14 protein-coding genes are annotated in these 14,827 nt (G+C 32.8%); 7 read left to right on the forward strand and 7 right to left on the reverse strand.

The genetic code is table 11. From position 1 onward, the window contains the following. Positions 1 to 10 precede the first annotated feature (10 nt). On the reverse strand, positions 11 to 1,057 hold the full coding sequence (locus FGM02_RS08000; protein ID WP_139957848.1) for a tetratricopeptide repeat protein: 1,047 nt from the start codon (positions 1,055 to 1,057) through the stop codon (positions 11 to 13). Positions 1,058 to 1,500: 443 nt separating this feature from the next. Here FGM02_RS08000 and FGM02_RS08005 point away from each other — a divergent pair, with 443 nt between their 5' ends. After that, complete coding sequence (locus FGM02_RS08005) at positions 1,501 to 1,830, forward strand: EF-hand domain-containing protein (protein ID WP_139957849.1); 330 nt, start codon at positions 1,501 to 1,503, stop codon at positions 1,828 to 1,830. A 57-nt stretch (positions 1,831 to 1,887) separates the two neighbouring features. Here FGM02_RS08005 and hxpB read toward each other — a convergent pair whose 3' ends face one another. Both hxpB and FGM02_RS08015 read right to left on the reverse strand, forming a co-directional pair. Then, positions 1,888 to 2,535, reverse strand: coding sequence for a hexitol phosphatase HxpB (gene hxpB, locus FGM02_RS08010; protein WP_139957850.1), 648 nt, complete (start codon positions 2,533 to 2,535; stop codon positions 1,888 to 1,890). A 3-nt stretch (positions 2,536 to 2,538) separates the two neighbouring features. Continuing rightward, the gene (locus FGM02_RS08015; RefSeq protein WP_139957851.1) at positions 2,539 to 3,273 is read right to left on the reverse strand and encodes an NUDIX hydrolase; all 735 of its coding nucleotides are present in this window, start codon (positions 3,271 to 3,273) and stop codon (positions 2,539 to 2,541) included. A 276-nt stretch (positions 3,274 to 3,549) separates the two neighbouring features. Here FGM02_RS08015 and FGM02_RS08020 point away from each other — a divergent pair, with 276 nt between their 5' ends. Genes FGM02_RS08020 through FGM02_RS08045 form a run of 6 tightly spaced genes read left to right on the forward strand, consistent with a single transcriptional unit; the run spans position 3,550 to position 10,457 of the window. Beyond that, complete coding sequence (locus FGM02_RS08020; RefSeq protein WP_208021490.1) at positions 3,550 to 4,419, forward strand: hypothetical protein; 870 nt, start codon at positions 3,550 to 3,552, stop codon at positions 4,417 to 4,419. A gap of 50 nt (positions 4,420 to 4,469) precedes the next feature. Next, complete coding sequence (locus FGM02_RS08025; RefSeq protein ID WP_139957852.1) at positions 4,470 to 5,534, forward strand: substrate-binding domain-containing protein; 1,065 nt, start codon at positions 4,470 to 4,472, stop codon at positions 5,532 to 5,534. 18 nt (positions 5,535 to 5,552) lie between these two features. Beyond that, positions 5,553 to 7,067, forward strand: a complete 1,515-nt coding sequence (locus FGM02_RS08030) for a sugar ABC transporter ATP-binding protein (RefSeq protein ID WP_139957853.1) — start codon at positions 5,553 to 5,555, stop codon at positions 7,065 to 7,067. Positions 7,068 to 7,097: 30 nt separating this feature from the next. Next, the gene (locus FGM02_RS08035) at positions 7,098 to 8,066 is read left to right on the forward strand and encodes an ABC transporter permease (protein WP_139957854.1); all 969 of its coding nucleotides are present in this window, start codon (positions 7,098 to 7,100) and stop codon (positions 8,064 to 8,066) included. A gap of 14 nt (positions 8,067 to 8,080) precedes the next feature. Next, entirely contained in the window at positions 8,081 to 9,565 is a 1,485-nt protein-coding gene (locus FGM02_RS08040; protein ID WP_139957855.1) for a mannitol dehydrogenase family protein, read from the forward strand. A gap of 10 nt (positions 9,566 to 9,575) precedes the next feature. Then, complete coding sequence (locus FGM02_RS08045; protein ID WP_139957856.1) at positions 9,576 to 10,457, forward strand: carbohydrate kinase family protein; 882 nt, start codon at positions 9,576 to 9,578, stop codon at positions 10,455 to 10,457. 84 nt (positions 10,458 to 10,541) lie between these two features. Here FGM02_RS08045 and FGM02_RS08050 read toward each other — a convergent pair whose 3' ends face one another. The 4 genes from FGM02_RS08050 to proC all read right to left on the reverse strand — a co-directional run bounded on the left by FGM02_RS08050 (position 10,542) and on the right by proC (position 14,793). Further along, a complete protein-coding gene (locus FGM02_RS08050; RefSeq protein WP_139957857.1) occupies positions 10,542 to 11,447 on the reverse strand; it encodes a DMT family transporter in 906 nt (301 codons plus the stop codon). Between the two features lie 41 nt (positions 11,448 to 11,488). Further along, on the reverse strand, positions 11,489 to 13,018 hold the full coding sequence (locus FGM02_RS08055; protein ID WP_139957858.1) for a phospholipase D family protein: 1,530 nt from the start codon (positions 13,016 to 13,018) through the stop codon (positions 11,489 to 11,491). Between the two features lie 175 nt (positions 13,019 to 13,193). Then, a complete protein-coding gene (gene proB, locus FGM02_RS08060) occupies positions 13,194 to 13,964 on the reverse strand; it encodes a glutamate 5-kinase (RefSeq protein WP_139957859.1) in 771 nt (256 codons plus the stop codon). A gap of 1 nt (position 13,965) precedes the next feature. Further along, complete coding sequence (gene proC, locus FGM02_RS08065) at positions 13,966 to 14,793, reverse strand: pyrroline-5-carboxylate reductase (protein WP_262711111.1); 828 nt, start codon at positions 14,791 to 14,793, stop codon at positions 13,966 to 13,968. Positions 14,794 to 14,827: the final 34 nt, after the last annotated feature.

Raw genomic sequence — 14,827 nt, forward strand, 5'->3', positions numbered from 1 at the left:
TTGTAGAGGTCTAAAAATTGCTTGTATACTCTAAAATTTCTTTAGCGTAAAATCTATTTTGTAGATAAGAAAATCGTTGATCGTTCTCATTTTTTTTAGGTGTTAACTTTTTCTTTTTGATGCCTCCACAATTATTTTTTTGATACAAATGTTTTCCTTTGGTCTGGCCTAACAGCATTAATTCTTGCCAATCAGCACAGGCTAGGGGCATGTCACCAATTTGAAAATACGTTGCGGCCCTATTGTACAAAGCATCAATTTTCATGGGGTTCAAACGGTAAGCTTCTGAAAAATTTACAATGGCATAAAAATAACCTTTTAAGTCAAAAGACCGCACACCTTCAGAAAAATAGTAGTCTGATAAGTTGATTAAAAAATGGGTATCTCCTGATAAGGTATTGAAAGTTTCATACGAATGGGTGAAATAATTGATGTCAAATGTTTTTAATTGAATTCTTTGTAGGTCTTTTAATACAAAAGGAATTTGTAATTTGTTGAGGTGTTTAAATTTTTTTAATTCCCATAATTTATAGCTTTCAGAAATTATTTGGCTTATTTTTTTTAATCGTAGACTGTCTGTTGAGGTGGATTCAATAATTTCAGTTTGCACCTTTTTTTCTTTGATATCCAAAGAAATAGTTCCTTTTAGTAGAAAATTAGTATGGTCATTTTTAAAAGCCAAATTTAGTTTTTCTTCTAAACTAATTTTTAGTTTGGGGGTATAGTACTTGTTTGCTATATGTGTTTTTGAAGGGTTCCTTTTGTTTGCATCGAAAATAGTTTGCGCCCTAACAAAATAATACCGTTTCAATTTGGTTGGATCTAAGTTGACGATGTATTCCGATAAAATTAAGGTGTCTTTACTAGCTCTGTCAATTCGGTAACCTGTTGCTTTGGAAGTAATCAGATAGTGGCCGTTGTACCTGTATTTTAAACAAGCTACCTCTTTTGGAGAAGTTGGGTCTACACGAAGACAAATTTTTCTTTTGGAAATATCAAAATTGAAGTAACTAGAATCACTGATAAAATGACTCAAAATGCGACTGCTATCTTTCATTTCAATCTTATAAGTAATCCAATTGCCTTTGAATGCTTTTTTTTGTGCAGATATAGGAAAAACAGCAAGCATCAAAAGCCACAAAAGAAAGCTGCTATACTTTGATTTAACAATGCTTGATGTGGATGGCTTTCGCAAAATTTAGTTTCTTTTTCAGTTCTCTTATAAACCTACAATATTTTTCAGAATAAAATATTTTTTAAATGCATCTTTTTAAAAAGTAAAGCTATTTGTGATTGTTTTTTTCTTTTTACAATAAAACAATAAGTTGTAAGAGTTTGATTTACAAGTTGTTAGTTAAGTTAAATAAAAATAATTTTAAAAAACAGCTTTTTTTTCATTCATCCATTAAACCAAAGGTATTATCTATTGTCTTAGCTTGGGTTCGATTTTAGATAACGACCAAAACAAATAAAAAAAAACAATATTAAAAAGTAAAAAAAATGAAAGCATTAAAATTAACTTTAGCTACAATTGCTATTATGACCTCTGTAAGTTCTTTCTCTCAACAAGAAAAACCAAAACCTTCACCTGAAAAAATATTCAAGAAATTTGATAAAAATGAAGATGGGGCAATTACTAAGGATGAGTTAGAAGGGAAGAAAATTTTGGCTAGATTCGAAAAAATAGACAAAGATTCTAATGGTAGTATTTCATTAGAAGAGTTTAAAAAATCGATGAACAAAGTGAAAGGTAAAGGAAAAGCCGAAGGAGCAAAACCTAAAAAGAAAAAAGTTGTAGAAGAAGAAGATAATGATGGAGATGATGCATAAGCGTTAATTTCATTCAAAAAAAATCCCCTTGACATTAAAGTCAAGGGGATTTAAGTTTTAAAGGCTTTCCAAGTGTTTTATCACATGTTGCAAGGAAGCACATTGCAGGTCAGCTATTGAAAATTTGGGATTTTGTACATCCTTCGTTAAAATGAGTGTTGTTGCCATAGAAGCTTTTGCAGCAATCATTCCTGTCACGGAATCTTCTAAAATAAAGCATTCTTCAGGTTTGGAGTTTAATTTCTCCATCACTTTTAAATAAACAGCTGGATTAGGTTTTCCATAGAGTTCATCGTCGGCACTGCAAATTTCATTAAAAAAATATCTAACCGCTAGCTTGTCTAAAACAGCATTAATTATTTTCCAACTAGAAGAGGTTGCAAGCCCGATTTTATACTTTTCTTTCTTTAGGTAGCTTAAAAGCTCCGTTAAGCCTTCAATCGCTTTTCCGTTTTCTATAATGTTTAACACAACTTGATCTAAAATACTTTCAGCCAATACATCTGGAGAAATAGTTAAATCGTATAAATCGCACCAAGTTTTTGCTACATGGTCTATTCTTTTTCCCATGGTGTACTTTTCACAATCTTCAATACTAACAGAAATACCTATAGTTTGAAGTGTTTTTATTTGAGCAATTTGCCAAAAGGGTTCGGAGTCGATCATGACACCGTCCATGTCAAAAATAAAAGTAGTTGCTTTCATTGCTTAAATATTAATTAAATAATTTTTTTGATGCATTTTTTCATAAATATCTTTACTAAACATATAGAGTTGTGCAGGCTTTTTGGAAACCCCAACTTGTTTTTCATCCAACGGAATGATGTATTTTTTATGAATTAATTTTCTTCTAAAATTACGGTTGTCTATTTCTACATTCAATATAGACTTGTACAAATCTTGTACTTCATTAATCGTAAATTTATCGGGGAGTAGTTCAAAAATAATAGGTTCAGTAAGGCATTTAAGTTTTAAGTCTTCATAGGCCTCAAGTATTATTTTTTTATGATCAAAGCCTAATTTTGGCAATTCTGATACGGGAAACCATTTTGCTTTTTGTTTGCTATTTAAATCAACATCTTCTGTTTTTACCAAAAAATAATAAGCAATAGTCACTGTTCGTTGGTTAAAAGCTTCATTGTCTATCCAAGGAGCATCTTTCTCATCCTTTAATCTATTGGGATCACCAAATGCTTTAAATTGTTTTTTATAGGTATTGCTTAACCCCGTAAGCTCCTCCAAAACACGTGTTGCCGATTGGTCTAAAGTTTCATGCTCATAGATATGATATCCTGTCAATACATAATCATTCACTAAAACCTCTTTTGTAGATTTAGATTCTAAGTAGCGATGGATTAACAATAAATTTAATGATTTGGATATAATGTCATATCCGAACACCACGCAATCGACAGATATATTTAAGTTTTTTATAAGTTCCATAGTACGGTTATAAGTAGTTGCATTAGTTAATAGTTTTTGAAAAATAATTAAACGTCATTTAAACACTAAGTATATTGATTTTCGTTTAATTGATACAAATATATAAAAATAATCAAGATAAACAACTCATTTAAAACCTCTTATTTTTATGGGTTTACGATGCTATTTTTAATTTATTGTAAAATAAATTTGTTTTTTACTATTTAATTTACATACATTTGTGGAGTAAACGTCATAATGACGTTTTATGGAAAAATAATTTAAACCAATAAACTTATGAAACCAATTATTACATCTTATTCTATGAGACCCCTACAAAATTTTGAAAGCGAACAAAACTATTTTTTTAGCACGATTTTGATTTTGACAGTTTTCTTATTTTCATTCAAATCTTTAAATGCTCAAAATAAAATAGAAGACACTTATGAAGCATTCAATGCAGGAGTACATGTAAAAAACATGCATTTATGGCATGGGTTTGTGGTGAACTCTAGCGCAATGATAGCAACCAATTTAGAATTTAATAGTAGAGACAAAAAATTTAATTTTGGCGTATGGGGTGGTGCTAGCTTTGCAGGAACCGATGTAACAAACAAAACTACCGGAGAAAGTGTAAGTGCCAATTATAAAGAATTCTCCATTTATACGTCGTATCGTTTTTCTGATAAATTCTTTATTGAAGCGGTATCACACAACAATTATACAGGGGTAGAAGAAAGAGGGGATGTTTTGCATTACTGGAGTTACGACACCACACAGGGCTATAATTTTGTAGACGTAAATTTTGGCTACAATATTACACCAAATACTTTATTATATTTAGCAACCATCGTTGGTGGTGGATCTGGAGATTATGAGCTTCAAACAGACAATACAAGGAAACATTCTTGGACGCATTATTTTGAAGTAAAAAGTAAAGTATGGGAAAAGAATGATTCAAATCTATCCTTATTTGCTGGTGGTGCTTGGTCTTTTGTAACAGATAAAACTTTTTATACCAAAGGAGCTGGAAATATGATCAATGTGGGAGCAACATTGAGTAAAAAAATAAACATCGGGAATTATAAATTACCTGTTGATGTAACCGCTATGTGGAATCCAGAACAAGAAAAAACGGTTCTCCAAGTAGATTTTACTATATTCTAGAAAAAACATTTTACCTAATAAAATAAACGTACAACTTAAACCCAATTATCATGAAAATAACAAATATAAAAAACGTTTTAAATCATCTTAAAAAATCAATTTTAGCAGTTACTTTACTACTTAGTTTAGCTAGTTGTGTTGAAAAATTAAGTTCTGGAAAAACGGAAACAACCAGAGAAGAGAATGCTGGTGAATTGATTGAAAGTAAGATCGACCTTACAGGAAAAAAAATAGGGTATTGCACACCTTCATTAAACGCACCTTATTACCAAGCTTTGTTACAAAGTATTAAAAGTACAACAGAAAAGAATGGGATGGTGTTTTTATCAGCTGATGGGCAAGATGACATTAACAAACAAATTGCAGCTGTTGAAGATTTAATTACCAAAGGAGTGGATGCTTTGTTGTTGAACCCTAAAGATCCTGATGCCTTAGTAGTTGTAACAAAAATGGCGAAAGCTGCGGGAATTCCTGTTTTTATTATTGATAGCTCTATCAATCCAAAAGCTGATTATGTTACCACAGTACAGTCAAATAACTTGGCTAACGGTGCTTTGGCAGGAGAGTGGTTGGCTAGAAAATTTGGAAGCAAAAAAATGAATATTGCTTTGTTAAGTGGAAATGCAGGAAATCCTGTGGGAAGAACTCGTAAACAAGGTTTACTACAAGGAATAACAGAAGAGCAATTAAGAACACAAGGAAAAATTAATTTAAATGTGCTTACACAAGCCTATACAGAATGGTCGTATGCAGGTGGGTTAAAAGCTATGGAAGATATTTTAGTAGCACATCCAAATGTAAATGTGGTTATTACCGAATCGGATGTATGTGTATTAGGAGCCATCAAAGCCATTGCACAAGCGGGTAAAACAGATGATATTTTAATTGTTGCTGGTGCCGATGGTCAAAAAGAAGCAATTAAGTATATAATGGAAACAGATTTTTATGGATGTACAGCCATGAACAGTCCGGTGCAAATTGGAAAAAATGCCGTGCAATATGCCATTGAGTATATGAACGGAAAAAGAGATTTTTCGAAAACATCTTTTACAGCTCCTTTATTGATTACCAAAGAAAATGCAGCACAGCACTACAATCCGAAAGCCTTATTTTAATCACTAAACTATTACGATATGCAAAATTCAGCAAATGACTACCGATTAGAAATGACTGGAATATCAAAAAGTTTTGGTGTTGTTTCGGTACTCAAAAATGTAAATCTTAAAGTAAAGTCTGGAGAAATCCATGCTTTACTTGGAGAAAATGGTGCAGGAAAATCGACTCTGATTAAAATTTTGAGTGGAGTGCATCAAAAAGATGGTGGACAGGTTTTATTAAATGGACAAGAAATCAATCCTAAAAACACACACGACGGCCAAGTATTAGGAATTAGTGTGGTATACCAAGAATTGTCTTTAGTTAACGATTTGTCAGTAGCAGAAAATATTTATCTACACAAATTAGGCGCAAGTAAGTTTTGGATGAATTGGAAAGAAATTACTAAAAACGCACAAGACTTAATTGATTCTTTAGGGTTTGAAATTGATGCCTCCGCTATTGTTAGAGACTTAAGTATTGTTCAAAAACAAGTGGTAGAAATTGCCAAAGCTTTGTCCGAAGACACAAAGGTTTTGGTTTTAGATGAACCCACAACCGTTTTTGATCCTAAAGACACACAAAAGTTATTAGACAATCTGTTTAAGTTAAAAGAGAAAGGAATTTCAATCATTTATATTTCACATCATTTAGAAGAAATTTTTAAAATAGCCGATACCATTACTGTATTAAGAGACGGAGTAGATACTGGTAGTATGCCTGCATCAGCAACCCATACAGATGATGTGATTCGTTTAATGATTGGTAGAGAACTAAAGGATTTGTATCCGGCTAGAACGGCTACAATTGGAGAGACGCCTATTTTTGAAGTTCAAAATTTGAGTGCCAAAGACAATTTGGTTCATGATATTTCTTTTTCAGTAAAACCAGGAGAGGTTTTAGGAATTGCCGGTTTAGGTGGAAGTGGAAGAACCGAGATGGCGAAACTTATTTTTGGATTGTATAAAAAGAAATCTGGAACTATTCTATTAAATGGAGAAGAAATAAAAACAAGTTCACCTGTTGAAGCAGTGGCGCATAAAATAGGTTTTGTTTCAGAAGATAGAAAGGAAGAAGGTGTCTTTTTACCATTGTCTATTAAGAAAAATATTAGTGTGACCAATTTTGATTTTATCTCTAACAAATTTGGATTCTTAAAATTAGAGAAAGAGCAGGACAATGTTTCAGAGTTGATAAGTAAACTAAATATTAAAACACCAAGTTCTGAAGTAACGGTAAAAAACCTAAGTGGTGGAAATCAACAAAAAGTAGCTTTGGCAAAATGGTTGAGTATAGATAGTAAAGTAATTATCATTGATGAACCTACACGCGGGGTAGATGTAGGGGCAAAAATTGAAATTTACAATCTAATTAACGAGGTTGCCAGCAAAGGTGTTGCTGTTATAGTTATATCATCAGACATGCCCGAAATTATGGGGATTGCTGACAGAATACAAGTAATGCACACAGGTAGCATCTATGGAGAATTAGCTAAAGAACAGTTTTCTGAAGAAAATATTTTACGATACGCTATCGGAAAACCATTAAAATAAACCTAAACAAAAAAAATAAACTTATACATTATGGCCTTAACTATTCAACAACAATTAAGTAGCCCAAGAGGGTGGCTTAACTTCTTAATCAAGCACAACACAATTTTCATTTTCATTTTATTGGTTGTCTTTTCAGCCCTTATTTCTGATGTGTTTTTCACATCTGTAAATTTATCAAACTTATTAAAACAAGTATCTGGTATAGGAATTATTAGTATCGGTATGTTAATCGTAATATTAACAGGGGGTATCGATTTATCCGTAGGTTCTATGGTGGCTTTATTAGCCGTAACCTTTGCCATTTTGGTCAATACCATTGTACTGCCACTGGCTATTATAGCAACCATTGCTATAGGATTCGGTTTAGGAAGTATTGCTGGATATTTGGTCGCTTTTCAAAAAATGGCGCCTTTTATTGCCACTTTAGCTTTAATGACTATCGCTAGAGGTTTAGGATTTATTTATTCGAAAGGATCTCCTATTACATTTGATACGGCAGGTGGATTGTTTATGTCAAATTTTGCAAACAATGCGACTTTGGGTATCCCGAATATTGCGATTGTCTTCTTTATCATTGTAATTGCTGCAATGGTCATGTTAAAATACAATGTATTTGGACGCTTAGTTATTGCTATGGGGAGTAACGAAGAGGCAGCTCGTTTGTCTGGAATTAAAGTAAACAAATACAAATTTTTAGTCTATGCTATTTCAGGAGCTTTGGCGGCTACTGCTGCTATTATTGTAGCTTCTAGAACCAATTTAGGATCTCCTAACATGGGTATGGCATGGGAATTAGATGCCATAGCCGCTGTTGTTATTGGAGGGGCTAGCTTAAACGGAGGTAAAGGAACTGCAATTAATACCTTAATGGGCGTCCTTATTTTAGGTTTGATTAGTAATATTCTAAACCTTTTAAATGTACCGTCTTATCCGCAACAAGTAGTAAAAGGAGCAATTATTGTTTTTGCAGTATTGTTACAACGTTTTGAATCTAAATAATAAAAAACTGTCTCATGAAAAGTTATAAATTAAACAATCAGAACTTGTCTAAATTTAAAGAGCAAGTTGCTGTTCCAACATATGATAGAAGTCAAGTAAAAACAGGAATTGTACACGTAGGTATTGGTGGTTTTCACAGAGCACATCAGGCTTTGTATACCGATCAGTTATTACACAATCCGTCCGTAAACGAATGGGGGATTTGTGGAGTTGCCTTGTTAGATTTTGATCAAAAAATATACAACACGCTAAAAGAACAAGATGGTTTGTACACCTTAGTAGTTAAAGAACTAGATGGGACCTTTACCAAAAGAATTATTGGTTCTATTGTGGAATGTTTGTTTGCTCCAGAAGACCCTTCTAAAGTAATTGAAAAAATGGCCAATCCAGATGTAAAAATCATCACCTTAACCATTACAGAAGGTGGGTACAATTACAACGAAGCTACGGGAGAATTTAACTTTGAGAATCCACAGATTCAGTCAGACATTGAAAATCCACAGGCACCTAAAACCATTTTTGGTTACTTAACACAAGCTTTAAAATTAAGAAAAGAAAGAGGGTTACCAGGGATTACCATACAATCTTGTGATAACATTCAAGGAAACGGACACATGACTCATAAAATGTTGTTGAGTTATGTAAAAGTTGCAGCTCCAGAATTGGTGTCTTGGATAGAAAGTAACGTTTCTTTTCCTAATAGCATGGTAGACAGAATTACGCCGGCAACAGCACCTTCTGATATTGTTGCTTTAAAAGAAACTTCAGGAATTGAAGATGCTTGGCCAGTGGTTTGCGAACCTTTTAAACAATGGGTAATTGAAGATGATTTTGCTACAGAAAGACCTGCTTGGGAAACCGTAGGAGCACAGTTTGCAAAAGATGTAGTTCCTTATGAAAAAATGAAGTTGAGCTTATTAAATGCTGGACATTCGGTTTTAGGAATACTCGGTTCTTTACTAGGATACAATGCCATTGATGAAGTAGTACACAACCCAAATATCAGTACTTTTTTAAAGGCATACATGGATGTGGAAGTGACACCTACGATAGGAGAATTAGAAGGGGTCGACTTAAATATCTACAAGAAATCTTTACTAGAGCGTTTTGGAAATATAAATATCAAAGATCAATTGGATAGAATTTGCTCTGAGAGTTCTGCTAAAATTCCAATTTTTATTTTACCAACAGTACAAGCACAATTAAAAGACAAGGCATTGGTAAAACGTGCAGCTTTTGTATTAGCAGCTTGGGCAGTATATAGTATAGGTACCGATGAAAAAGGTAAGGAATTGGTGATTAAAGATGCTTTAAAATCTACTTTACATACCAAAGCACAAGTAGCACAAAAGAATCCAACAGCGTTTTTAGACATAGAAACTGTTTTTGGAACATTAAAAGAGTCTTCTGTATTTGTACAAGCATACAAAGAGGCTTATGAAAACATAACCACACATGGAGTAGAAAAATGTGTGATTGAGATAAACAATACCCTTTAAGACCAACAAAATGAAAAATATAATTTGCTTCGGCGAAGTGTTGTGGGATGTATTTCCAGAACATAAAAAAATAGGGGGAGCTCCTTTAAATGTAGCCATCCGACTGCAATCATTAGGAAATAAAGTCGCCATAATTAGTCGTGTAGGTAATGATGAGGATGGAAATGAAATTATAGATTTCATTCAACAAAATAAAGTCAATAGCATGCTTGTTCAAGAAGATGCTGTTTTAGAAACAGGAAAAGTAAAAGTAACCTTAGACCCAACAGGTTCTGCTTCGTATGATATAAAATTCCCTACAGCCTGGGACAACATTCAGTTAACTGACAAAGCAAAAACGGCTTTACAAACTACGGATGCTTTTGTTTTTGGAAGTTTAGCATCTAGAGATATTACCTCTAGAAATACGTTGTATGAATTGTTAAAACTAGCTCCTTATAAAATATTTGATGTCAACCTAAGAAAACCTCATTACAGTGCAGACGTGTTGAATCACTTAATGTGTGAGGCTGATTTTATCAAATTTAACGATGAGGAACTTTTAGAAATTGCCCAAAATTACGAAGTCAATATAGAGACTTTAGAAGAATGTGTTCAATTTATAGCTCAAAAAACAAATACAAAATCTATTTGTGTAACCAAAGGAAGTAAAGGAGCTATGTTGTATTTCAACAATGAATTTTACAACAACCCGGGCTACAAAATAAAAGTAGTTGACACCGTAGGAGCTGGGGATTCTTTTTTAGCTTCATTAATTGATCAATTGTTAAAAGATACCCATCCACAAAGAGCTTTGGATTTTGCTTGTGCAGTCGGGGCACTTGTAGCCAGTAGAGAAGGTGCAAATCCGAAATTAAAAGAACAAACAATTGAAAATCTTATAAATTCTTAAAAAGAAATAAACATATAATACCCCGAGTTTAAGTTTGACCTCCTGTAACTTTGTTTTAAACAAATGCGACAGGAGGTTTTTTTATTAGGAAATGATATTTTGTTCTTTTCGTTTTCTATTTCTTTTTAAAATTTCATTGATCATAATAAGAACCAATATTAAAAAGGAACAGCCATAAAATGTAAGTGTCATTTTTTCTTGTTCTCCAAAAACCAAATAGCCCAAAATAATGGCATATACAATTTCTAAATTAATGGTTAGGTTAACAGAAAAAGGACTTAGTTGTTTCATGACTTCTACACTTGCTATAAAAGGAAAAGCTGTACATCCAATTCCTAATAAAAGCAAATAAACTAAATCTTGTTGTGTAGGATAAAAAATAGTTTCAGGAACTTCAAAGAAAATAAATAGTCCAATAGTAACAAGTGCCAAAGCAAAAATAAGTTCGACAAAAGAAATGGTAAAGGCATCTGCTTGCTGAATTAATTTTCCATTTATAGTAGAAAAAATAGCTACGGTTAAGGCGGCCATCGAACCTAAAAATATTCCTGCAATCGGATTTTCAGAATTTTCAAATTCACTAAACCCAATAAAACTTAGGATCACAATTATCAATAAACCGATAAGGACTTCATTGCGATTAATTTTTCGTTTGTACACCCAAGGTTCTATCAAGGAAGTGAAAAAAGTTCCTGATGAAACAGAAATCATGGCAATAGAAATATTGGCTATTTTAATTCCTCCAAAAAAACAAAGCCAATGAATGCCGACAATAGCACCAACCGCTGCAATTTTTAAAAAAAGCGTTTTGCTTAAACGTAATTTTTTTCTTCGAAGAAGCATGTAAATAAATAATGAAATGTTCACCAAGACCAATCGCCACCAAACTAAAGCAATAGAATCGTAAGAAATTAATTTTCCTAAAATAGCCGTAAATCCCCAACAGAGCACACAAAGGTGCAGTAGCAAAAGAGCTTGATTTCTTGTCATATTTATTCAAATAGAATTCAAAAATACAGTATAAAATAAGTTTACAGTATTTCTTTTGGAATAACTTTACGGGTCCAAGTTTTTAAACGTTTGTACGTAGCTACTTTTGCATCTGGATTCCAATCGGAAGTTGTTTGCCAAGAATTACCAGGCGTAAACTCTATTTCCATTCCTGTTAAAACACCTTTTGCAATTTTAGCTGATTTTACCACCACAATGCATTCTGTGTTTAAATTGGCACTTCTTGGGTCTAAATTAAATGTACCAATAATCGTGGTATGTTTGTCGATAACCATTGATTTTGCATGAAGTCCAAAAATGGGTTTATGTTTCAATTTTTCTTGCAATTCACCGGTCATAATTTTTATACGTTCTTCGGCATCTGGTCTAAATTCAAATATCTGAACTCCGGTAGCTAATAGTTTTTTTCGATCCGTTTGATAGCTGCTAAAAGCTTCAACATTGTCGGTAGAAGCAAGACTATTGGTTAAAATTCTAATTTTTACACCACGATCAACAGCTTCTTTAAATAATTTTCTACTAAGTTCTGTTGTAATTAAATAAGGTGTTTGAATGTCAATAGCGTTTTTTGCATTTTTCACCAACTTAATTAAATGTGTTGTTGTTATTCCACCACCCAGCAAACCACTTTTACCATCATTTTTTCCCGGTAAGTCGGAAATAAAATTGACAGAATCTAACCAAACTAAATTTCCTGATTTTTTAATTTCTTGAAAAGTAGCTGGTAAGTTGGCTATTCGTGTTCTAATTTGAGGCCAAAAGTTAAACGGATTGCAAGCGTACTCGTGTAATTTGTCAAATTGCTGGTCAGAATATGTCACCTTGGGCGTATCTTCTAAAACCTCCGAAATTTTTGTACTTAAATTATGGTTCCAAAATTGTTCAAATGAATGATTTACTTTCTGACTCGCTTTTCCTAACACTAAAATATCTCGATCTCTAAAATTGTATTTGTGGTCGTAATCAAAATATTCATCGGCAATATTTCTACCCCCTGTAATTACGACTTGTCCATCTACTATAAATGTTTTGTTATGCATTCTTTGATTGGCTCCTCTAAAATCAGTAGAAAATTTCTTTATTTTTCCAAAAAAATTCTTGCCCAAGTTGACACCCGGATTGTAGATTTTAACTTGAATGTTTTTATGAGCATCAAATAGTAAAATATCTTCTAATTCAGCATCTACCATAAAATCATCGACAAGGATTCTAATTTTCACACCTCTATCGGCAGCTCGTACTAAATAATCACACGCTATAAGTCCAATATTATCCATAGAAAAAATAAAATATTGAATATCAATTGTTTTTTCTGCGTGCTCTGTCAACCAAGCCCTAGCCACCATAGAACCACTTCCGTCTTCTAAAACATAAACTCCTGTTTTAGACTGCATCTGCTCCTTTAAATCTTCTAATTCTTTAGAAAGAGAAGCCGTTTTTGTAAGATGAATTTTTGAACAGAAATCTGTAGTTTTTGTATGGACTTCTTTTGAATTACAGGATACAATGAAAACTAGTAGAAGAAAGAAATAAATTTTTAAGTAGTTCATAGTTGCAAGGTGAATTCAGATTTGTATTTCCATTCCTTAGAATTTAATTCTAGTTTTGGACAGGCTTAAAATTACAGCTTTTTTTAAGATACTTGACACCTAGAAAAATACAGTTTAAACAAAAAAAACTATGATTGAATAATCATAGTTTTTTTGAAATAAGGAGAAAATAAGCTTAAAGCGAAATTCTTGTCCCAATATTTTTACCGTCAATAATATCAATAATGGTATTGTCTTTTTTACCATTGGCAATATATGTAGGGATATTTTGCGCTGCAGCTTCCTGAGCACAGTCTAACTTAGAACCCATTCCACCACGTCCTTGTTCTTCATTTTTATTACTATCCTGAATGTATTTATTTAAATCTTCATTCGGATTGATATTTTCAATAAGATCACTACTCTCAGAATCTGGATGGCCTGTATAAACCCCATCTATATCAGTTAAAATGATCAGTTTGTCGGCATTAATTAACTGTGCAATCAAACTAGCCAGCTCATCATTATCCGAAAACATGGAAGTAGTTACCGATACGGCATCATCTTCATTGGCAATTGGAATAACACCTTCAGACAATAAGCCTTCACAACAGCTAATCATATTTTCACGATGAATACCGGGTGTAAAATCTCTTTTGGTTGGTAGTACTTGCGCACATTTTAAACCATAATCGTTAAAAATATTGTAATACAAACGCATCATACGTGGCTGTCCTATAGAAGAATATACCTGACGTCTTTGCGTTTTGTTTTTAATTTTTGATTTTCCTAAAACTTCTCTACCAGCAATTACGGATCCAGAAGAAACAAGAATGGTAATAATATCTCTTTCGTAAAGTTCTGCAATTTGTTTCACCAGTCTCGCTAAAACAGGTCTAACTATTCTATTGTCTTTGTTAGTCATTACGTTAGTTCCGACTTTTATAACGATTCTTTGTTTATACATCTTAATGGGTTTTTCCTAGTTCCACCGCCCTATTAAAGGCCGCGAAAGCTGCGTTTTTTATATGATTATTTACTTTATCTGCATTTAATGAATCCAATGCAGCTTGGGTTGTACCTCCTTTAGAGGCCACCATATCCATCCATTGACTAGGAGAAATGGTGTCTTGGTTGAAAAGTTCAACGGCACCTTTAAAAGTTTGACTAACTAAAACGGTTGCATCATCTTTTGAAAAGCCCATTTGTTCTGCCGCTTCCATCATACTTTGCATAAAATAGAAAACATAAGCAGGTCCACTACCTGAAATTCCGGTTGAAGCATCAATAAAATTTTCATTGGCCACTTCAATAGATCTTCCTGTGGTAGCCAACAAACTTTCAACAATACTAGCTTCCTCTTTGGAAACGTCAGTAGAAGTAACAAAAGTTGTTAAGCCTTCACCAATTTTTGCTGGTAAATTAGGCATACAGCGAACTACTTTAGGCAATCCTGTACTTTTTTTAATTGAAGCTATAGTAACTCCTGCCATTACAGAAACAATAATTTGATTTTCATTAAAATGAGGTTTCAATTCCTCAAACACGCTATTGGCATGAAAAGGTTTTACTGCAATAAAAATAATATCTGCTTTTGGAGCACAATCGGCTAAATTATTAAATACTTGAAAGTAGCCTAATTCTTTCAATTCTTGTAGTTTTTCTTCTGATTTGTCAGAAATCATAATCAGTTCGTTGTTTAGCAAACTTGATTTTGACATTCCTTCAGCATAGGTAAGTCCCATGTTACCTGCGCCAATTACTAGTATTTTCATATATGTTATTTTATTTAATATTCTTTTTTTTTCGTGAAATGATAGTTCTGATAAT

The organism is Flavicella sediminum, assembly GCF_006381105.1.
Lineage (GTDB): Bacteria > Bacteroidota > Bacteroidia > Flavobacteriales > Flavobacteriaceae > Flavicella > Flavicella sediminum.

Coding starts and splice junctions, on each gene's coding strand:
- FGM02_RS08000 (WP_139957848.1), bottom strand. CDS start 1,057: ATGAAAGATAGCAGTCGCATTTTGAGTCATTTTATCAGTGATTCTAGT.
- FGM02_RS08005 (WP_139957849.1), top strand. CDS start 1,501: ATGAAAGCATTAAAATTAACTTTAGCTACAATTGCTATTATGACCTCT.
- hxpB (WP_139957850.1), bottom strand. CDS start 2,535: ATGAAAGCAACTACTTTTATTTTTGACATGGACGGTGTCATGATCGAC.
- FGM02_RS08015 (WP_139957851.1), bottom strand. CDS start 3,273: ATGGAACTTATAAAAAACTTAAATATATCTGTCGATTGCGTGGTGTTC.
- FGM02_RS08020 (WP_208021490.1), top strand. CDS start 3,550: ATGAAACCAATTATTACATCTTATTCTATGAGACCCCTACAAAATTTT.
- FGM02_RS08025 (WP_139957852.1), top strand. CDS start 4,470: ATGAAAATAACAAATATAAAAAACGTTTTAAATCATCTTAAAAAATCA.
- FGM02_RS08030 (WP_139957853.1), top strand. CDS start 5,553: ATGCAAAATTCAGCAAATGACTACCGATTAGAAATGACTGGAATATCA.
- FGM02_RS08035 (WP_139957854.1), top strand. CDS start 7,098: ATGGCCTTAACTATTCAACAACAATTAAGTAGCCCAAGAGGGTGGCTT.
- FGM02_RS08040 (WP_139957855.1), top strand. CDS start 8,081: ATGAAAAGTTATAAATTAAACAATCAGAACTTGTCTAAATTTAAAGAG.
- FGM02_RS08045 (WP_139957856.1), top strand. CDS start 9,576: ATGAAAAATATAATTTGCTTCGGCGAAGTGTTGTGGGATGTATTTCCA.
- FGM02_RS08050 (WP_139957857.1), bottom strand. CDS start 11,447: ATGACAAGAAATCAAGCTCTTTTGCTACTGCACCTTTGTGTGCTCTGT.
- FGM02_RS08055 (WP_139957858.1), bottom strand. CDS start 13,018: ATGAACTACTTAAAAATTTATTTCTTTCTTCTACTAGTTTTCATTGTA.
- proB (WP_139957859.1), bottom strand. CDS start 13,964: ATGTATAAACAAAGAATCGTTATAAAAGTCGGAACTAACGTAATGACT.